Here is an 18,459-nt window from a genome sequence, read left to right as displayed (position 1 = left end):
AGGTGGGCCGAGCGGCCAAGGGCGACGCCACGGCTGACTCGGACGTCAAGGGACCGGCCGGCGCGCCACCCCGGCCGGCTCACCGCGCCGGCTTCACCGTCGTGACGGACGTCACTTCTTCTTGAGGTGAGTCGGCCGCGCCGACGGCAGCGTGCCGCCGTCCGCCCTGCTGTACGTCTCCTGCCCGGTCTTGCCCGACCAGGTCACCTTCAGGGACTTGGCGTCGACCGAATCGACCATGCCGGTGACCCGCTCCTTGTTGCCGCCGGGGCAGGTCAGGTGGATCATCTGCATCCCCGTCTCCACGCGCGCGACGCCCTGGCACCACACCTTCTCGCCGGTGACGAAGAGCCCGGCCTTCTTGCCGCTGATCACCAGGGCCACGATCTTGCCGCCGCTCGTGGTGAGCCAGCTGCCCTGGAGCTTGCCGGACGCGCCGGACGGCGTTGCGGAGCCCGAGGCCGAGGTGGCAGGCCTGGTCGCGCTGGGCGTGGTCTTGGCGGCGGTCTTGTCGCTGCCGCCCCCGCTGCACGCGGTCAGCGCGGCGAGCGCGCCCACCACACCGACGGCCACGGCGGCGGTCCGCACCCTTGCAGTCGCAACGCTTGCAGTCGCAGAAGTCACCGGAAAGCTCCCAAGCTCAGGCGGTAGCGGCCGACCGCCCCGTACGGACCGGCCCGCAGCAAACTACCAGCCGTCGCCAAGAGGAATTTCGCCTCGAGGCAGGAATCCGTTGTGAGCGTCTCTGATCAGCCAAGTGATCCCATGTGGACCGTAGGGTCCGGCGTGGGTTCCGCCCATCTGGGCGGGGTGGCATGAGCGTGGAGGTGGAATCCCGCGCCCAGTGCTGCTCCGCGTGGCCGGTGGCCGATGGGGGTGTGCTGATCGTGGTCACGCCCTGGTGCCGGTGGGCTGCGCGGGGCAGCCGCATCCGGTCCGTTGCTGCGTGTCCCTCCAGTGCTGCGTGTCCCTCCAGACGCTGGCCAGCCGGACCGCGGGGCCTGGCCCGTCCGCAGCAGACCACGGGCACAGGCGGTACGGCAGTCACGCCTCCGCCGAGCGGCAGTCTCCTGCTCACCGGCCCCCCTTCCCCCACCCGTGATGCTGTCATCCGATCAACGACAGACCTGCGGAAAGGTCACGTATTCGATCCACACACTCACATACGACACCGGCAGCTCGCGCTGTGCGGCGAGCCGCTCGGCCGCCGGAGGCGACAGCCGCGGTGACACTGGTCACCCGCTATAGGTAGGCATTTCTCTACGCTTGACTGGTAGGGAAATGCCTACCTATCTTCGTGCTCATGAACATCACGCACGCTTCTTTCGTCACGATTCCCGTCGCCGACCCGGACCGGGCCCTGCGCTTCTACCGTGACGTCCTCGGCTTCGAGGTCACCGCCGATCTCCAGGTGCCGCCGGGACGCTGGCTCCAGGTCGCACCCGAAGGGGCCCAGACCGTCTTCACGCTCGCCGGGCCGGGGATGGGCTGGGGGTCCGGGGGTGTCCCCCGGAAAGGAGGTGCCGAGCCCGGCTCCGCGCGGGGGATCATGTTGGTCACGACCGACGTCGACGCGGACTGTGCCCGGCTCACCGCGGCAGGGATCCCTGTGCAGGGCCCGGACGAACTGCCCTGGGGCCGCATGGCCTCCTTCACGGACCCCGACGGCAACGGTCTGATGCTGCTGACGGAGAAGGAAGGCTTCTGACCACGCGATGAACGGGACCGGTACGGCCGCAGAGGACCGCGTCTTCGCCGCGCTCGCCAACGCCACCCGCCGCGAGGTGCTGCGGCTGTTGCGCGAGCGCGGGCCCCAGCCGGTCCAGGCCCTCGCCGACCACTTCGACATGCGCCGCCCGAGCCTCTCGGAACACCTCAAGGTGCTCCGGGAGGCCGGCCTCGTCTCCGAGCAGCGCTCCGGGCGGCAGCGCATCTACCGCCTCCAGGCCGCCCCGCTCGCCGAGGTGCAGGACTGGCTCCATCCGTACGAGCGGTTCTGGCGCGAGCAGTTGCGAGGGCTCGGCGATCTGCTCGACCGCATGCCCGACGATGACCAGCCATGAGCACCGAACCCCACAGTGACGACGCCGACGACCTGACCACCGTCCGCGTCGACCAGTTCTTCCCGCACCCGCCCGCCAAGGTCTGGCGCGCACTGACCGACCCCGAGCTGCTCGCCCGGTGGCAGATGCCCGGGGCCGAGGGCTTCCGGCTGGAGGTCGGGCATCGGTACCGGATGACCTCCGTCCCGCGTCCCAACGCCAACTTCTCCGGGGTCGTCGAGGTGGAGGTGCTGGCGTACGACACCGAGCGGACGCTGTCCGTCCGCTGGGCGGATGCCGATCCCGCCAATCCCGCCGACTGGACGATCACCTGGACCCTGGAACAGGAAGGGCGCGGAACGCGTCTGTTCCTTGTGCACGAGGGATTCGATCCGGACGACCCGGCTCAGCTGATGGCGCGGAAGATCATGGGTGGGGGTTGGCGGGGGCATGTCCTGCCTGCTCTGGGGCAGACGCTGGAACAGCTTCCCTGACGCAGGCGTCTCGCCCACGCTCTCCGACGGTAAAGCGAACGTCAAAGCTGTAACCGGGGGAACACCCCGCGTGCACGTGCATTTGCTCACGCATCTGCACGTGAACAAGGTTATGATCCGGGTCAGTTGACTACAGCATCTATGGCCACACCAGCCAGTGCACCACCGGGGAGCGACCTGTGGACCGCGACGTTGACGGCGTGTACGGGGGGTACGACGTGTACAACGGCATGGCTGCCACGCAGCTGGAGGGCAAGGTGGCCTGGCAGAAGAGCAGGCACAGCAACTCGCAGGGATCCTGCGTGGAGTTCGCCCGGCTGCCGGGCGGCGACGTCGCCGTACGCAACTCGCGCTTCCCGGACGGGCCCGCGCTCGTCTATACGCGCGCGGAGATCGAGGCCATGCTCCTCGGCGTCAAGGACGGCGAGTTCGACCACCTGATCGTGAGCTGACGCGAGGATGCCGCAGCCCGACCCTGTGGCAACGATGTCGGGGCGGGCGTGCACGACGGAGCAACGCGCGTAGAGTGCGCGCGTCCGTCGGTGCCGTACCGTGTCAGCCCGCCGTCCGGAGCCGGAACATCGCCCAGACGACCTTGCCGTCGAGGGTGCCCGCGAGCGGGTGCCAGCCCCAGCTGTCGGCGAACGAGTCGACGAGGAACAGACCGCGCCCGGACTCGGCCGAGAAGTCGTCCGACTCGCGCGGGGCCGGGGTCTCGTGGCTCGGGTCGCGCACCGCGCACACCAGCCGCTCGGACCAGCGCATCAGGTGCAGCCGTACGGCGGCCCCGTGCGCGGGAGTGCCGTGCGGCGCGGCTCCCGCCGCGGATGTTCCGTGTTCCGGGCATCCCGGGCCGGCCGGCACCGCGTGGCGCAGGGCGTTGGTGACGAGTTCGGAGACGACCAGACATATGTCGTCGAAGCGGTCGCCCACGTCCCACTGGCCGAGGGTGGCGCGGGTGAAGCGGCGCGCCTCGCGCACCGCTTCGTAGCGGGCGGGCAGGGCGCACGAGGCGGCATCGGACACGGCCGCGGGATCCAGCGGCGGAAGGCCCTGCCGTAACGGCTTGAGCATGGTCGATCCATTCGTTCCCATGCGAGGCACTCCCGGGAATTCGCGGTCGTTGCGATGCAGCGGTGGCGCGGCACCATGGTTTCGGATGCGCAGAGCAGATGCAAGGGCAGATGCACGTGCACGCGACCGAAATGGCACTGCCCGTACCGCTTCTTGGCCATTTTTTCTGCCATCTTCAAGCCGTTCGGCGCCAGTGGTCCTGACCTCTTCCCGGTGTCGACCAGCCAGAAACGGCCGAGCTCTTTCCGTTTCCGTAACCGGATGAGTACTGCGCGAAGCGTTTTAGTGGCAGACTGCGGGCCCTGAAGACCGTTGGGGAGGCTGGCGAACGTGAGCGCGGGAGAGCCCGGATCGGTGGTGCGGCGGATGCTGCTCGGCTCGCAACTCAGGCGGCTGCGTGAAGCACGGGGGATCACGCGCGAGGCGGCGGGATACTCGATCCGCGCCTCCGAGTCGAAGATCAGCCGGATGGAACTGGGCCGGGTGAGCTTCAAGGTCAGGGACGTCGAAGACCTGTTGACGCTGTACGGCATCACCGACGAGGCGGAGCGCCAGTCGCTGCTCTCCCTCGCGCGCGAGGCCAACGTGGCGGGCTGGTGGCACAGTTACACCGACGTCCTGCCCAGCTGGTTCCCCACCTATGTGGGCCTGGAGGGCGCCGCCTCGCTGATCCGTGTCTACGAGGTGCAGTTCGTCCACGGCCTGCTGCAGACCGAGGAGTACGCGCGCGCGGTGGTCCGGCGCGGCATGAAGGGCGCGAGCCCGGACGACGTCGAACGCCGGGTCGCCCTGCGCCTGGAGCGGCAGCGGCATCTGTTCGCCGCCGACGCCCCCGAGTTCCACATCGTCCTCGACGAGGCCGCCCTGCGCCGCCCGTACGGCGACCGCGAGGTGATGCGCGACCAGCTCCAGCACCTCATCGACGTCTCCGAGCGGCCGAACGTACGCCTCCAGGTCATGCCGTTCAGCTTCGGCGGGCACTCCGGCGAGAGCGGCGCCTTCACCATCCTCAGCTTCCCCGACGCCGACCTGTCCGACGTGGTCTACCTGGAGCAGCTGACCAGCGCCCTCTATCTCGACAAGCGCGAGGACGTCGCCCAGTACGAGCAGGCGCTCAAGGAGCTCCAGCAGGACAGCCCGGGGCCCGACGAGAGCCGGGACCTGCTCAGGGGACTGCTCCAGCTGTCCTGAGGGTTTTCCCCGGGCTGCGCCAAGGGGTTTCCCTGAGAGGTCCCTTGTTCTTGAGGCGTTTCCTTCAACTCACTTGAAACACAAGTACGATGACGTGTGATCAGACCTGGCGTAGATCTGGTGTCCGCTAGCGATTGAGGGATCACATGGCGTCGTCCTACTTCAGCGACCTGGCCCAGCAGTACATCGACGGCGAGTGGCGTCCGGGCACCGGCTCCTGGGACGTCATCGACTTCAACCCGTACGACGACGAGAAGCTGGCCTCGATCACCGTGGCCACGGTCGACGAGGTGGACCAGGCCTACCGGGCCGCCGCCCGCGCCCAGAAGCAGTGGGCCGAGACCAACCCCTACACCCGGCGCGCCGTCTTCGAGCGGGCGCTGCGGCTGATAGAGGACCGCGAGCAGGAGATAGCCGACCTGATCATCGCGGAGCTCGGCGGCACGCGCGTGAAGGCCGGTTTGGAGCTGCACCTCGCCAAGGAGTTCCTGCGCGAGTCGATCCACCTCGCGCTGCGCCCCGAGGGCAAGATCCTGCCCTCCCCGGGTGACGGCAAGGAGAACCGCGTCTACCGGGTGCCGGTCGGCGTCGTCGGCGTGATCAGCCCCTTCAACTTCCCCTTCCTGCTGTCGATCAAGTCGGTCGCCCCGGCGCTCGCGCTCGGCAACGCCGTCGTCCTCAAGCCGCACCAGAACACCCCGATCGCGGGCGGCACCCTGATCGCGAAGATCTTCGAGGAGGCCGGGCTGCCCGGCGGCCTGCTCAACGTCGTCGTCACCGACATCGCCGAGATCGGGGACGCGTTCATCGAGCACCCGGTCCCGAAGGTCATCTCCTTCACCGGCTCCGACAAGGTCGGCCGGCACGTCGCGACCGTCTGCGCCAAGCACTTCAAGCGCTCGGTGCTCGAACTGGGCGGCAACAGCGCGCTGGTGGTCCTGGACGACGCCGACATCGACTACGCGGTGGACGCGGCGGTCTTCAGCCGGTTCGTGCACCAGGGGCAGGTCTGCATGGCCGCCAACCGGGTCCTCGTGGACGCCTCCGTCGCCGAGGAGTTCACCGAGAAGTTCGTCGCCAAGGTCCGCTCCCTGAAGACCGGCGACCCGCGCGACCCGCAGACCGTCATCGGCCCGGTGATCAACTCCCAGCAGGCGGCCGCCCTGTCGGGCGCCGTCGACCAGGCGATCGCCGAGGGCGCCACGGCCCTGGTGCGGGGCACCACGGAGGGCAACCTGGTGGCGCCCAGCGTGCTCACCGGCCTCCCCGCCGACTCCGCGCTGCTCCAGCAGGAGATCTTCGGCCCGGTCGTCTTCCTCATCCCGTTCGACGGCGAGGAGGAGGCGGTCCGCGTCGTCAACGACACCCCGTACGGCCTCAGCGGCGCCGTCCACACCGGTGACATCGAGCGGGGCGTCGCCTTCGCCAAGCGGATCGACACCGGCATGTTCCACGTGAACGACGGCACGGTCCACGACGAGCCGCTCGTGCCGTTCGGCGGCGAGAAGCACTCCGGTATCGGCCGTCTGAACGGCGAGACCACGCTGGAGGCCTTCACCACGATCAAGTGGATCTCGGTCCAGCACGGGCGCAGCGGCTTCCCGTTCTGACCGGCTTCGCTTTCAGCAGGGCCCTCGCGGACATGCATCCAGCTGCACACTGGATGCATGTCCGCTAGGTATCCCATTGCCGAGGCCAGGGGCAAGCTCGGTGAGCTCGCCCGCCGGGCCGCCCAGCACGAGCGCATCACGTTGACCGACCGCGGCGTGCCGGCGGCCGTACTCATCTCGCCGGCCGAGCTGGAGGATCTTGAGGACGCCCTCGCGCTCGCGCGCCTGGAGCGTGATCGCGCGCTCGGCCGCGCCGGACAGCCCGTTCCGCACGACGAGGCACGCCGCGCGCTGCTTCAGGCTGCCGGGCGGGGCGAGTGACCTGGGAGGTCCTGTGGGAACCGGCCGCTCTGGACGCGGCCACAGGGCACCTCAAGCACGACCCCCGGGGCGTCGACGACCTGCTCCGGGCCACTGACCGCCTTGCCGATGACCCTCGACCCGAAGGCTCCCGTGCCTGGGGCGTCGATCATCGCCGACTGCACCACGGACCCTGGCGCATCCTCTACCGCATCGACCCTGAGGCCCGCACGCTCCACATCGAGCACGTCGGGCGCCGGGAGACCCGACCGGCGCGCCGGCCCACGGCGCCCTGGAGCAGGCCGGACAGCAGTGGGCCCTGGAGCGGGTGGGGCGGCGGTACGGCAATAACCTGGACCGCATGTCAGCGATCCGTCTCCTCGTGCTGGGCGCGGTCCGCCAGCACGGGCGGGCCCACGGCTACCAGGTGCGCGGCGACCTGGAGTACTGGGGCGCGCACGAGTGGTCCAACGCCAAGCCGGGCTCGATCTACCACGCCCTGAAGCAGATGGCCAAGCAAGGGCTGCTGCACGCGCACGAGATCGCGCCGTCCACGGCGGGCGGGCCGCCGCGCACCGAGTACCAGCTGACCGAGCAGGGCACCGAGGAGTACTTCGCCCTGCTGCGCGACGCGCTGGTCACCTACGACCAGCGCGGCGACATGAAGACGGCGGCCATCGGCTTCATGGTCGACCTGCCCCGGGCCGAGGCGGTGGCGCTGCTGAAGGAGCGCACGCGCCGGATCGAGGCGTGGCGGGCCTCGGTGACCGAGCGCTACGTGCCCGAGGAGGGGCCCGGCCGGCTCGGTCACATCGGCGAGATCATGAACATGTGGGTCCACACGGCCGACTCCGAGGCGGAGTGGACCCAGGGCCTCGTCGAGCGCCTGGAGAACGGCGCCTACACCTTCGCCGGCGAGGGCGAACCGTTCGTCGGCGTGCTCGCCGAGGGCGAGGAGAACCCGTACGCGACGGGGGAGCGGCACCCGGAGGACGACCGCTGACCGGAACCCGTCGGCAGCCCTAGTGATGGAACCCGGTCGCCGACTCCTTGTCCCGGGTCAAGGGGTGCGGCTGGCGGCGCAGTTCGGGCAGCAGGCGGGTCAGGTCGGCCAGGAACAGATCCGCCAGGTCGTGCGAGAAGCCGTTGCGGCACACGACCCGCAGCACGGACAGGTCCTCGCGGTTCGCCGGGAAGGTGTACGCGGGCACCAGCCAGCCGCTCTCGCGCAGCCGCCGGGAGACGTCGAAGACGTCGTACGACGTGATGCCGTCGGCCGTCGTGAACGCGAACACCGGCAGTTCGTCGCCGTGCGTGAGCAGCCGGAAGTCACCCAGCTCGCCGATGCGCCGGGCCAGCGAGGTCGCCACGTCCCGGGTCGACTGCTGGACCGCCCGGTAGCCGTCGCGGCCGAGCCGCAGGAACGTGTAGTACTGCGCGACCACCTGCGCGCCGGGCCGGGAGAAGTTGAGGGCGAAGGTCGGCATGTCGCCGCCCAGGTAGTTGACCCGGAAGACCAGCTCCTCGGGCAGCGCCTCCTTGTCCCGCCACAGCGCCCAGCCGACGCCCGGGTACACCAGGCCGTACTTGTGCCCGGAGGTGTTGATCGAGGCCACGCGCGGGAGGCGGAAGTCCCACACCAGGTCCTCGTCCAGGAAGGGCGCCACCATCCCGCCGGACGCGCCGTCCACGTGCACCGGGATGTCGAGCCCGGTGCGCTCCTGGAGGGCGTCCAGGGCCGCGCACAGGTCGGCGATCGGCTCGTAGGAGCCGTCGAAGGTCGAGCCGAGGATGCCGACGACCCCGATGGTGTTCTCGTCGCACAGCTCGGCGGCGGCCTGCGGGTCCAGATGGAAGCGGTCACCCTCCATCGGGACCAGCCGGGCCTCCACCTCCCAGAAGTTGCAGAACTTCTCCCAGCACACCTGGACGTTGATGCCCATGACGAGGTTCGGCCGTGCCGCGCCGGGGTAGCGGTCCGCGTTGCGCTTCGCCCAGCGCCGCTTCAGCGCCATGCCCGCGAGCATGCACGCCTCGCTGGACCCGGTCGTCGAACAGCCCACCGCCGCCGCCGGGTCGGGCGCGTTCCACAGGTCGGCGAGCATCGCCACGCAGCGCCGCTCCAGCTCGGCCGTCCGCGGGTACTCGTCCTTGTCGATCATGTTCTTGTCCCGGCACTCCGCCATCAGCACCCCGGCCTGCGACTCCATCCAGGTGGTGACGAACGTGGCCAGGTTCAGGCGGGAGTTGCCGTCCAGCATCAGCTCGTCGTGCACCAGCTGGTACGCCGTGGACGGGGCGAGCGGGCCGTCCGGGAGCCGGTGCGTGGGCGGGGCCTCGGTCATGCCGCCGACCGGATTGGCCTCGCCGTAGAACGGGTTGACCGACATCGCCCGCTTCTGATGCTGCTCGGGACCTTTGTGCAGGGCCATGGAAACGTGCCTCCAGGAGCTTCCGGGAAGGTGTCAGCGGACCGGGGTGCCGTCCGGCCGCAATTGCATGTGCGGACGTCCCGTCACCAGCAGCCGGGCCGACGGCGAGGCGACACACAGCAGGGTGAATGCCCAGGACGCCCGTCGCCACGCCCGGCCCGGGACGCACGGCCGGAACGAGCGCATGGGTGGCGAGACCCACTGCCGTACCGAGAACGGCGTCAGATGACCGCCGAGCCCCGCCGGCGCCCCGAGCACGACCCCGCCGGCCGGCAGCGGCCCCCACGGCGACGGCGGGCAGGATGAACGGCAGCAGCGCCCGTGCCGGGGCCGTGGGAGCGGTCGGGGGCGGCTGCCGCGCGGTGTCCTGGGCCACGCGATCACCATAAACGCAATAAACCGGACTAAATGTGCGCAACATTCGTACGCCCCGCACCACGTCCGGCGCGGAAACCGGCTTGCACCTCACGTGACGTGAGGCCTCAGCGTGGAGGCCGTACCGACGACAAGGAGCGGAACAGTGAGCTACTCCGTGGGACAGGTCGCGGGGTTCGCCGGGATCACGGTGCGCACCCTGCACCACTACGACGAGATCGGCCTGCTCGTGCCCGGCGAGCGCACGCACGCCGGGCACCGGCGCTACACCGACGCCGACCTCGACCGGCTCCAGCAGATCCTGTTCTACCGGGAGCTCGGCTTCCCGCTCGACGAGGTCGCGGCCCTGCTCGACGACCCGGCGGTGGATCCCGGCGCACACCTGCGCCGCCAGCACGACCTGCTCACCGCCCGGATCGAGAAGCTGCAGAAGATGGCCGCGGCCGTGGAACACGCCATGGAGGCACGCACGATGGGCATTCAACTCACCCCCGAGGAGCGGTTCGAGGTCTTCGGGGACAAGGACCCCGAGCAGTACCGCGACGAGGCGGAGGCGCGCTGGGGCGACACGGAGGCGTACGCCGAGTCGCAGCGCCGCGCCGCCACCTACACCAAGGAGGACTGGAAGCGGATCAAGGCCGAGGTCGACGACTGGCAGGAGCGGTACGCCGCCCTGGTGGCCGCCGGTGCGCCCGCGACCGGTGAGGCCGCGATGGACCTGGCCGAGGAGCACCGGCAGCACATGACCCGGTGGTATTTCGAGGTGCCGTACGAGCTGCACCGGTGCTTCGCGGAGATGTACGTCTCCGACGAGCGCTTCAAGGCGTACTACGACTCCATGGGGCCGGGCCTCGCCGAGCACCTGCGCGAGGCGATCCTCGCCAATGCCGACCGCCGCACCTCCTGACCGGACCGCACCTTCTGACCGGTCCCGCCGGTCCCGGCCCGGGTGTGTGCGAGGTCACTCCGCCCGGGCCAGGACGACCGCCGTGCCGTACGCGCACACCTCGGTGCCCACGTCGGCGGCCTCCGTCACGTCGAAGCGGAACGCCAGCACGGCGTTGGCGCCACGCGCGCGTGCCTGCTCCACCAGCCGCTCCATGGCCTGGTTGCGGGTCTGCACGAGCGTCTTGGTGAGCCCCTTCAGCTCGCCGCCGATCATCGACTTCAGCCCGGCGCCGATCTGGCTGCCCAGGTGGCGCGAGCGGACGGTGAGTCCGAAGACCTCGCCGATCACCTGCTGCACCCGGTATCCGGGCACGTCGTTCGTCGTCACGACCAGCACGTCCGGCTGGGGCCCCTGGCCGCCGCCGTAGTCTTCGAGTCCCATGCGTCACAGCTTTCTCTCCGTTGTCCCACAGCGCATCCTGGAGACGCCGGTGGAACCTGGGGTGGTCACTTCACGTTGATAGCTTTGGGCGGCACCACAGGGAAGTACGCCGTTCAGCCGCCGCACCCCCGCCTTCGCGCCTTCACGCCTTCAGGAGCCCGGACCCGTGATGACACTCGCCCTCGGCCCGAGCTGGCTGGATCCCAACACCCTCCTCGACAAATTCGGCATCTGGGGTCTGCTGCTCGTCGTCTTCGCCGAGTCCGGCCTGCTCATCGGCTTCTTCCTGCCCGGTGACTCGCTGCTGTTCACGTGCGGCCTGCTGATCACCTCGCACCAGATGAACTTCCCCCTGTGGGGCGCCGTCGGCCTGATCTGCCTCGCCGCGATCCTCGGTGACCAGGCGGGCTACATGTTCGGCAAGAAGGTCGGCCCGTCCCTCTTCAACCGCCCCGACTCCCGCCTGTTCAAACAGGAGAACGTCACCAAGGCGCACGAGTTCTTCGAGAAATACGGCCCGAAGTCCCTGGTCCTGGCCCGCTTCGTGCCCGTGGTGCGCACGTTCACGCCGATCATCGCCGGCGTCAGCGGCATGAAGTACCGCTCGTTCCTGATCTTCAACGTCATCGGCGGCACCCTGTGGGGCGCGGGCGTCACTCTGCTCGGCTCCTGGCTCGGCAACATCACCTTCGTCAAGAACAACATCGAGGCGATCCTGATCCTGATCGTCCTCGTCTCGGTGGTTCCGATCGCGATCGAGTTCCTGCGCGCCCGCGGCAAGGAGAAGAAGGCCGCCGCCGCCCGCCCCGAGCCGCGGCTCGTCCCCCAGCAGCCGGCGTATCGGCACCAGCCGGCTCAGCCGGTCATGGACGACGCGACGACGCAGCTGCGCCGCATAGAGCCGGAGCCGCAGCAGCCGTACGCCTACCAGCCCCAGCAGCAGCCCTACCAGCCCCAGCAGCAGGACCAGCAGTACTGGGACCAGGGCTACGACAACCAGTACTACGACCAGGGGCAGTACCCGCAGCACCAGGGGCAGTACCCGCAGCAGCAGTACGACCAGAACGGCTACCCCTACGACCACCGCCGGCAGTAGAGCCCCTCAGAAACCCCGGGTCCGCTTGGCCGCACGGCGCTTCCCGGGGGAGCCGACCCGCAGGAACAGCCGGAAGATCTCCGAGCCCAGGTTGACCCCGATGGCGATGGCCATGGCCAGCGACGCCGCGTTGGCCAGCGACACCAGTCCCTTGTCCACCTGGTTCTGGGCCATGTTCAGCAGCCCGAAGTACGTCGCGGAGCCGGGCAGCAGCGGACCGATCGCCGCCGTCGTGTAGGGCAGCGCGGACGCGAAGCGGTAGCGGGACAGCAGCTGCCCGAACAGGCCCACCAGCCCCGCCGCCACGGCGGTGGAGGCCACCGGCGAGATGTTCCCGACGTAGTGCATCGCGCCGTACACCGACCAGGCCACGCCCCCGTTGAGGGTCACCCAGAGCACGGTCGAACGTTCCTGCTGGAGCAGGACCGCGAAGGTCAGCGACAGCACCATGGACGCGGCGATCTGGATCAGCGGCCGTTCGCTGATGTGGAGACCCGCTTCCGGGTTCAGCTTCCCGCCGACCTTCACGCCGAAGTACAGGACGACCAGCACTCCGGCGACGATGCCGACGAAGAAGTACAGGACTTCCAGCAGGCGGGCCGCGGCGGTGATGTAGAAGCCCGTCAGACCGTCCTGCACGCCCGCCACCAGTGCCCGTCCGGGCAGCAGCGCGAACAGTCCACCGGTGACCACGGCGGACGCCTTCACATCCACATCGGCCAGCGCGAAGGCCACTCCGATCGCGGCGGGCGGCATCGCGGCGACCGTGAACTGGTAGAACTCCGGCAGCCCGCGCCCGGCGCACAGCCAGGCCAGCCGGTCGCCGAGCATCGCGCCGAGGGCCGCCGCGACGAACACGATCAGATCACCGCCGACCAGGACGGAGGCCGCGCCGGCCAGCACCCCGCTGGCCAGCGTCAGCGCCCAGCCGGGGTAGGGGTGCCGGTTGCGGCGGATCTCGGCCAGCCGCCGGTAGGCCTCCTCCAGGGAGACATGCGTCTCCGGGTCCGTCAGGTCGTCCACCAGCCCGAACACGGCCTGCAGACGGGTGTAGTCGGTGCCCCGGCGCCGTACCGTCCGGGACGCCGTGACCGGGTCGTCCACCAGGGACGGCTGGTGCGAGATCGACAGCAGCGTGAAGGTGACGTTGGGCTCGCAGCGGTCCAGGCCGTAGGAGCGGCACACCGCGAACATCGCGGCCTCCACGTCCTCCGCGCCCTCGCCGCCCGCCAGCAGCAGCTCGCCGATACGCAGCGTCAGGTCGAGCACGCGCGGAACCGCCGGGCCCTCCCCCTCGGTCCGCTGCACGGCCTCCGGCGCCGGCCGCTCGGTCACCGGCATGCGCAGCATCGTGCGCATCCGGTCCTGCCAGGGCGCGTCCTTGATCAGGCTGACCAGCGGCACCCCGGCGGCGGGCGTGAACGCGGCCGGTGCGTGCTGGGCGCTGTAGACGCTCGGGGTCGTGAACGCCGACACCTCCGGCTCGGCGGCCGGCGGCTGCGGCGCCTCAAGGCCCTCCGGCACGGCGAACTCGGACGTGGTCTCCGGCTCACCGTCGCTCTCGGGGACCTCGATGCCCTCGGGAATGGCGAACTCGGACGTGATCTCCGGGTCGTACCGCGCCTCGTCCGACCGGGGCTTGCGGTCCTCCGCCTCCGTCACCTCGCACCGCTCCCTGAACGACACCTTCCGTCAGCCTCAGTATGCGCATGCGCAGGCGCCGGACACACAAACGGGCCGCACGCGCACGCGTGCGGCCCGTTTCGCCGGGACAGGCTCGGCTCAGTGGCCGCCCTGCTCCTTGAAGCGCTTGTAGGACCGCTCGATCTCGGCCTCGGCGTCCGTGCGGCCGACCCAGTTGGCACCCTCGACCGACTTGCCGGGCTCCAGGTCCTTGTACACCTCGAAGAAGTGCTGGATCTCCAGGCGGTCGAACTCCGACACGTGGTGGATGTCGCGCAGGTGCTCCACGCGCGGGTCGGTGGCCGGCACGCACAGCAGCTTGTCGTCGCCGCCCGCCTCGTCCGTCATGCGGAACATGCCGATCGCACGGCAGCGGATCAGGCAGCCCGGGAAGGTCGGCTCGTCCAGGATGACCAGCGCGTCCAGCGGGTCGCCGTCCTCGCCGAGGGTGTTCTCGACGAAGCCGTAGTCGGTCGGGTAGGCGGTCGAGGTGAAGAGACGACGGTCCAGGCGGATCCGACCGGTCTCGTGGTCCACCTCGTACTTGTTGCGCGAACCCTTCGGGATCTCGATCGTGACGTCGAACTCCACCGGTGGCTCCTCCATGATCAGCACATAGTTCTGGTGGTTAAGTGTCCCTCACGCAGGTGTGTGATCGCGAAAGGGGCTGGTGGTCGTGCCAGAGCCGAGGCCGTGGCGGGCCGCAGGACCGCAGGTGGAGCGGATCGCGAACGCCGTACGACCGCGTCTGGCGCGGGCCGTCGCGGCTGTGCAGCCGCGGGTCGCGCGGTTGACGCGGAGCCTCGCCTTCCGGTCCCCGCACCTCCCCCGTCCGCGAGCCGTCAGGACCTGGCAGTACACCGCGGGCGCCGCCACCGCCGGCCTCGCGCTCGCCGCCGGAGTGGTGACCGCGGCCGGCCCCTGGGACGCCAACGGTCAGCGTACGGCCGAGCGGGACCGCGCGATCGCTCTGGAGCGCTCAGGTGGCGCAGATCACGGGGGCCCCGCCACGAGCTCCGGGGCCCCGCTGCCCGCGCCGAGCGCCCCGCCCGTCCTCACGGCCCTGGGCGCCGCCACGGACGCCGTGAGCACCAAGAAGGCCGCCCCGGGCGGAAAGCCCCTCACGGACGTCCTGGAGCCCCTCCTGGCCGTCCCCGAGCTCGGCGACGGCCACGCGGCGGCCGTCGTCGACCTGACCACCGGCAAGCGCCTGTACGGCAGCGACGACGGCGAGGCCCTCACCCCCGCCTCCACCACCAAGATCGCCACCGCCGTCGCCGCCCTGTCCGCGCTCGGCCCCGACCACCGCTTCACCACCCGCGCCGCCATCGAACCCGGCACCGGCGAACTCGTCCTGGTCGGCGGCGGTGACCCGACCCTGACCGCCCACAAGGAAGCCGGGGGCACCTCCCGCTCAAGCGAGGCCGGAAGTGGGGGAGGCTGGGCGAGCCTGCGGCAGCTGGCGGCGGACACCGCGCAGGCCCTGACGAAGCGCGGCATCCACAAGGTCACGCTCTCCTACGACACCACCCTGTTCACCGGCCCCGCCGTGCACCCCATCGGCGTCAACGACAACCTCGCCCCGGTCAGCGCCCTGACCGCCGACGAGGGCCGTACCGACGACTCCACCAGCGGCCCCGCCCCGCGCGTGAGCGACCCGGCGGCGGACGCGGCCGGCAAGTTCGCGGCCTTCCTGAAGTCCGCCGGCATCACGACGACACCCCCCGGCCCCGCGAAGGCCTCCACGCGCGCGCAGACCCTCGCCACCGTCTCCTCGCCCCCGCTGTCCGACGTGGTCGAGCGGATGCTGACCAACAGCGACAACGACATCGCCGAGACCCTCGCCCGGCAGACGGCGCTGACCAGCGGGCAGCCGGGCAGCTTCGACGGCGGCGCCAGGGCGATCTCCGCGCGGCTGACCAAGCTGGGCCTGCCGATGGCCGGTGCCTCCTTCCACGACGGCAGCGGCCTCGACCGTGCCGACCGGCTGACCGCCGACCTCCTGACCGGCCTCCTCGTCACCGCCGGCGACCCGGGCCGCCCCGGCCTGCGCCCCGTCCTCACCGGCCTGCCCATCGCCGGCTTCACCGGCACCCTGACCAGCCGCTACAGCAACGGCGCGGCCGGCGTCGTACGCGCCAAGACGGGCACGCTGACCGGCGTCAACGCCCTGGCCGGCACGGTCGTCGACGCCGACGGACGTCCCCTGGCCTTCGCGTTCCTGGCCTCCGGCACGACCGACCCCCAGGCGGCCCAGGCCGCCCTGGACCGGGCGGCCACGGCGCTCGCGGGGTGCGGCTGCGGCTAGGACCTGCCGCGGGACGACCGCGCTGCCCTGCCCCAAGGGGGCGGGCTCACGTACGGTTGACGGCATGACTGGCTTCGGTGGCACCACATCTCCCGGGATGGTCGACTGGAACCTCGCGGTCGCGACCGCGACACGGCTCGTACGGCCGGGCCCCGACGTCAGCCGTGACGAGGCACGGGCCGTCGTCGCGGAGCTGCGTCGGCACGCGAAAGCCTCGGAGGAACACGTCCGGGGCTTCACTCGTATGGGCACCGAGGCCGGCCACGACACGCCCGTCCTCGTCGTCGACCGCCCCGGCTGGGTCCGCGCCAATGTCGCCGGCTTCCGCGAGATCCTCAAACCGCTGCTGGAGAAGATGCAGGAACGGCGCGCCGGCAGCCCCGGCAGCGCGGTCCTCGGCGCCGTCGGCGGCAAGGTCACCGGCGTCGAGCTCGGCATGCTGCTGTCGTTCCTGTCCTCCCGCGTCCTCGGCCAGTACGAGACCTTCGCCCCGGCCACCCGCGAGCTGCCCGCCGGCGGCCCCCCTGATTCGCCGAATGGCGGCGGCCGCCTCCTCCTCGTCGCGCCCAACATCGTCCACGTCGAGCGCGAACTCGACGTCGAGCCGCACGACTTCCGCCTGTGGGTGTGCCTGCACGAGGAGACCCACCGCACGCAGTTCACCGCCGTGCCCTGGCTGCGCGATCACCTTGAGGGCGAAATCCAGTCGTTCTTGGCCGAGACCGACGTCGACCCGATGACCTTCCTGGAGCGCATCCGGGAAGCCGCCCAGTCGCTCGCCGGGGGCCGCCCCGAGGGCGAGGAGGACGACGGCGGCCGCTCCTTCGTGGAGCTGGTGCAGACCCCCGCCCAGCGCGAGATCCTCGGCCGCCTCACCGCCGTGATGTCCCTGCTGGAGGGCCACGCCGACTACGTCATGGACGGCGTCGGACCCAGCGTCGTACCGTCCGTCGCCGAGATCCGCGAGAAGTTCCAGCAGCGCCGCGCCAAGGGCGCCTCCCGGCTCGACCTCGCCCTGCGCAAGCTGCTGGGCCTGGATGCCAAACTGAGGCAGTACCGGGACGGCGAACGGTTCGTACGGGCCGTGGTCGAGCAGGTCGGCATCGACGGCTTCAACCGCGTGTGGACCTCGCCCAACACCCTTCCCACCAAGGCCGAGATCGCCAAACCGGCGGACTGGGTCGCGCGGGTGCACCGCACCGCAGAGTCGTGAACATGTCGGGTGGGTCGTGAATCGAATCCGGCCTGCGGCAGGCGAACGCCCCTCCAATCACCCGTCCGAGGGACCGTGGGCCTTGCGTAGGCGTGCAATGCTCGGGGAACCTCCCGGTTCTGTCACCATCTACACACTCTGAGTGACCGATCTCGGGCTCACCCCCGACAACTTCATGAAGGGAACCGACCATGGGTCCCCATCCTGCGGTCGCGGCGATACGCCTGGCGGTCCGCCGCGTCCTCCACGACATCCTCAACGACCACACCCCGACCTCGGGCGGCCCGGGCCGACAGGCCGTCGGCGAGCGCCCGGAACGCACGGCCGAGCGGTCCCCCTCCCCGCTCGTCCTCGTCGCGTGCTCCGGCGGCGCCGACTCCATGGCCCTCGCCTCCGCCCTCGCCTTCGAAGCGCCCCGCCTCGGCGTGCGCGCCGGCGGCGTCACCATCGACCACGGCCTCCAGCCCGGCTCCGACCTGCGCGCCGACGAGGTCGCCCTGCGCCTGCGCGGACTCGGCCTCGACCCGGTCGAGTCGGTCGCCGTGACCGTCGGCCGCGAAGGCGGACCCGAGGCCGCCGCCCGCGACGCCCGCTACGCCGCCCTGGACGCCGTCTCCGAACGGCACGGGGCCGCCGCGATCCTGCTCGGCCACACCCGCGACGACCAGGCCGAGACCGTCCTGCTCGGCCTCGCCCGCGGCTCCGGCATCCGCTCCCTGTCCGGCATGGCCGCGGTCTCGGGGGCCGGCGGCCGTTACCGGCGCCCCTTCCTCCAGCTCGACCGGCAGACCGCCCGCAAGGCCTGTATGGTCCAGTCCCTCCCCGTTTGGGACGATCCTCACAATGCCGACCCGGCCTACACCCGCTCCCGGCTGCGGCACGAAGGTCTGCCCGCCCTGGAGAAGGCCCTCGGCAAGGGCGTCGTGGAGGCGCTCGCCCGCACCGCCCAGCTCTCCCGCGACGACGCCGACGCCCTCGACACCTGGGCCCGCCAGGCCGAGGCCTCCGTACGGGACGCCGCCGGCCTGCTGGAATGCGCCAAGCTCTACGCTCTGCCGCCCGCCGTGCGCCGCCGCGTCCTGCGCCGCGCCGCCATCGAGGCCGGTGCTCCGGCCGGTGCGCTGTTCGCCCGTCACATCGAGGAAGTCGACCGGCTGATCACCGGCTGGCGCGGCCAGGGAGCCATCAATCTCCCGGGCAAAGTCGTCGCCCAGCGCCAGGGTGGCAGACTGGTGATTCGGCAAGGCTGAATCCCGACCTCTCGCGGAGCGACCCTCCGGCGGGCCGGGCGGCCGGCCGGCCGGGAAGTGC

20 protein-coding genes are annotated in these 18,459 nt (G+C 70.8%); 14 read left to right on the top strand and 6 right to left on the bottom strand.

All coding sequences use genetic code 11. The features are described from left to right. Positions 1-111: 111 nt before the first annotated feature. The gene (locus O1G22_RS18730) at positions 112-588 is read right to left on the bottom strand and encodes a hypothetical protein (protein WP_270082384.1); all 477 of its coding nucleotides are present in this window, start codon (positions 586-588) and stop codon (positions 112-114) included. A gap of 715 nt (positions 589-1,303) precedes the next feature. Between O1G22_RS18730 and O1G22_RS18725 the strand changes: the two genes are divergently transcribed. The 4 genes from O1G22_RS18725 to O1G22_RS18710 all read left to right on the top strand — a co-directional run bounded on the left by O1G22_RS18725 (position 1,304) and on the right by O1G22_RS18710 (position 2,988). After that, positions 1,304-1,708, top strand: a complete 405-nt coding sequence (locus tag O1G22_RS18725; protein WP_270082383.1) for a VOC family protein — start codon at positions 1,304-1,306, stop codon at positions 1,706-1,708. Positions 1,709-1,715: 7 nt separating this feature from the next. Next, positions 1,716-2,063 (top strand): ArsR/SmtB family transcription factor, encoded by a 348-nt coding sequence (locus O1G22_RS18720; RefSeq protein ID WP_270082382.1) that lies wholly within the window; start codon positions 1,716-1,718, stop codon positions 2,061-2,063. After that, entirely contained in the window at positions 2,060-2,536 is a 477-nt protein-coding gene (locus tag O1G22_RS18715; protein WP_270082381.1) for an SRPBCC family protein, read from the top strand. Before O1G22_RS18720 ends, O1G22_RS18715 begins: the two co-directional genes overlap by 4 nt. 179 nt (positions 2,537-2,715) lie before the next feature. Beyond that, positions 2,716-2,988 carry a DUF397 domain-containing protein gene (locus O1G22_RS18710; protein WP_225097233.1) on the top strand — a complete coding sequence of 91 codons (273 nt, stop codon included), beginning with the start codon at positions 2,716-2,718 and terminating at the stop codon, positions 2,986-2,988. Positions 2,989-3,091: 103 nt separating this feature from the next. On the opposite strand, the gene O1G22_RS18705 is transcribed toward O1G22_RS18710, so the two are convergent. Continuing rightward, the gene (locus O1G22_RS18705) at positions 3,092-3,631 is read right to left on the bottom strand and encodes an ATP-binding protein (RefSeq protein ID WP_270082380.1); all 540 of its coding nucleotides are present in this window, start codon (positions 3,629-3,631) and stop codon (positions 3,092-3,094) included. 345 nt (positions 3,632-3,976) lie between these two features. On the opposite strand from O1G22_RS18705, the gene O1G22_RS18700 reads away from it, so the two are divergent. The 5 genes from O1G22_RS18700 (at position 3,977) to O1G22_RS18680 (ending at position 7,714) form a co-directional block, all read left to right on the top strand. Beyond that, positions 3,977-4,801 (top strand): helix-turn-helix domain-containing protein, encoded by an 825-nt coding sequence (locus O1G22_RS18700; RefSeq protein WP_270086456.1) that lies wholly within the window; start codon positions 3,977-3,979, stop codon positions 4,799-4,801. A 146-nt stretch (positions 4,802-4,947) separates the two neighbouring features. After that, complete coding sequence (locus O1G22_RS18695) at positions 4,948-6,411, top strand: aldehyde dehydrogenase family protein (RefSeq protein ID WP_270082379.1); 1,464 nt, start codon at positions 4,948-4,950, stop codon at positions 6,409-6,411. Positions 6,412-6,468: 57 nt separating this feature from the next. Continuing rightward, on the top strand, positions 6,469-6,732 hold the full coding sequence (locus O1G22_RS18690; RefSeq protein WP_270082378.1) for a type II toxin-antitoxin system prevent-host-death family antitoxin: 264 nt from the start codon (positions 6,469-6,471) through the stop codon (positions 6,730-6,732). Further along, complete coding sequence (locus tag O1G22_RS18685) at positions 6,729-7,214, top strand: type II toxin-antitoxin system RelE family toxin (RefSeq protein ID WP_270082377.1); 486 nt, start codon at positions 6,729-6,731, stop codon at positions 7,212-7,214. The genes O1G22_RS18690 and O1G22_RS18685 overlap by 4 nt, the downstream gene beginning before the upstream one ends. Beyond that, a complete protein-coding gene (locus O1G22_RS18680; protein ID WP_270086455.1) occupies positions 7,097-7,714 on the top strand; it encodes a PadR family transcriptional regulator in 618 nt (205 codons plus the stop codon). Before O1G22_RS18685 ends, O1G22_RS18680 begins: the two co-directional genes overlap by 118 nt. A gap of 19 nt (positions 7,715-7,733) precedes the next feature. Here the strand turns inward: O1G22_RS18680 and gad are convergent, their stop codons facing one another. Further along, positions 7,734-9,143 (bottom strand): glutamate decarboxylase, encoded by a 1,410-nt coding sequence (gene gad, locus O1G22_RS18675; protein WP_270082376.1) that lies wholly within the window; start codon positions 9,141-9,143, stop codon positions 7,734-7,736. Between the two features lie 520 nt (positions 9,144-9,663). Here gad and O1G22_RS18670 point away from each other — a divergent pair. After that, positions 9,664-10,425: a MerR family transcriptional regulator gene (locus O1G22_RS18670; RefSeq protein WP_270082375.1), complete on the top strand. Its 762-nt coding sequence runs from the start codon at positions 9,664-9,666 to the stop codon at positions 10,423-10,425. A gap of 54 nt (positions 10,426-10,479) precedes the next feature. Here the strand turns inward: O1G22_RS18670 and O1G22_RS18665 are convergent, their stop codons facing one another. Further along, entirely contained in the window at positions 10,480-10,848 is a 369-nt protein-coding gene (locus O1G22_RS18665) for a YbjQ family protein (RefSeq protein ID WP_225097226.1), read from the bottom strand. A 166-nt stretch (positions 10,849-11,014) separates the two neighbouring features. On the opposite strand from O1G22_RS18665, the gene O1G22_RS18660 reads away from it, so the two are divergent. Beyond that, positions 11,015-11,944 carry a DedA family protein gene (locus O1G22_RS18660; protein ID WP_270082374.1) on the top strand — a complete coding sequence of 310 codons (930 nt, stop codon included), beginning with the start codon at positions 11,015-11,017 and terminating at the stop codon, positions 11,942-11,944. Between the two features lie 6 nt (positions 11,945-11,950). On the opposite strand, the gene O1G22_RS18655 is transcribed toward O1G22_RS18660, so the two are convergent. Then, positions 11,951-13,606, bottom strand: a complete 1,656-nt coding sequence (locus O1G22_RS18655; RefSeq protein WP_270082373.1) for a threonine/serine exporter family protein — start codon at positions 13,604-13,606, stop codon at positions 11,951-11,953. Between the two features lie 120 nt (positions 13,607-13,726). Further along, positions 13,727-14,218, bottom strand: coding sequence for an inorganic diphosphatase (locus O1G22_RS18650; RefSeq protein WP_029381130.1), 492 nt, complete (start codon positions 14,216-14,218; stop codon positions 13,727-13,729). A 79-nt stretch (positions 14,219-14,297) separates the two neighbouring features. Here O1G22_RS18650 and dacB point away from each other — a divergent pair, with 79 nt between their 5' ends. From dacB to tilS, 3 genes are all read left to right on the top strand, one after another. Next, positions 14,298-15,935, top strand: a complete 1,638-nt coding sequence (gene dacB, locus O1G22_RS18645) for a D-alanyl-D-alanine carboxypeptidase/D-alanyl-D-alanine endopeptidase (protein ID WP_270082372.1) — start codon at positions 14,298-14,300, stop codon at positions 15,933-15,935. 64 nt (positions 15,936-15,999) lie between these two features. Continuing rightward, positions 16,000-17,148: a zinc-dependent metalloprotease gene (locus tag O1G22_RS18640; protein WP_270082371.1), complete on the top strand. Its 1,149-nt coding sequence runs from the start codon at positions 16,000-16,002 to the stop codon at positions 17,146-17,148. Between the two features lie 191 nt (positions 17,149-17,339). Further along, positions 17,340-18,398: a tRNA lysidine(34) synthetase TilS gene (gene tilS / locus O1G22_RS18635; RefSeq protein WP_270082370.1), complete on the top strand. Its 1,059-nt coding sequence runs from the start codon at positions 17,340-17,342 to the stop codon at positions 18,396-18,398. Positions 18,399-18,459 lie beyond the last annotated feature (61 nt).

The organism is Streptomyces camelliae (assembly GCF_027625935.1).
GTDB classification, from domain to species: Bacteria; Actinomycetota; Actinomycetes; order Streptomycetales; family Streptomycetaceae; genus Streptomyces; species Streptomyces camelliae.
Note: the sequence above shows the minus strand (reverse complement) of the source record. Positions and strands in the feature narration are given on the sequence as shown.

Bases quoted from the DNA above. Each gene is read 5' to 3' on its own strand.
- O1G22_RS18725 (WP_270082383.1), top strand. From the start codon at position 1,304: ATGAACATCACGCACGCTTCTTTCGTCACGATTCCCGTCGCCGACCCG.
- O1G22_RS18720 (WP_270082382.1), top strand. From the start codon at position 1,716: ATGAACGGGACCGGTACGGCCGCAGAGGACCGCGTCTTCGCCGCGCTC.
- O1G22_RS18715 (WP_270082381.1), top strand. From the start codon at position 2,060: ATGAGCACCGAACCCCACAGTGACGACGCCGACGACCTGACCACCGTC.
- O1G22_RS18705 (WP_270082380.1), bottom strand. From the start codon at position 3,631: ATGGGAACGAATGGATCGACCATGCTCAAGCCGTTACGGCAGGGCCTT.
- O1G22_RS18700 (WP_270086456.1), top strand. From the start codon at position 3,977: ATGCTGCTCGGCTCGCAACTCAGGCGGCTGCGTGAAGCACGGGGGATC.
- O1G22_RS18695 (WP_270082379.1), top strand. From the start codon at position 4,948: ATGGCGTCGTCCTACTTCAGCGACCTGGCCCAGCAGTACATCGACGGC.
- O1G22_RS18690 (WP_270082378.1), top strand. From the start codon at position 6,469: ATGTCCGCTAGGTATCCCATTGCCGAGGCCAGGGGCAAGCTCGGTGAG.
- gad (WP_270082376.1), bottom strand. From the start codon at position 9,143: ATGGCCCTGCACAAAGGTCCCGAGCAGCATCAGAAGCGGGCGATGTCG.
- O1G22_RS18665 (WP_225097226.1), bottom strand. From the start codon at position 10,848: ATGGGACTCGAAGACTACGGCGGCGGCCAGGGGCCCCAGCCGGACGTG.
- O1G22_RS18640 (WP_270082371.1), top strand. From the start codon at position 16,000: ATGACTGGCTTCGGTGGCACCACATCTCCCGGGATGGTCGACTGGAAC.
- tilS (WP_270082370.1), top strand. From the start codon at position 17,340: ATGGGTCCCCATCCTGCGGTCGCGGCGATACGCCTGGCGGTCCGCCGC.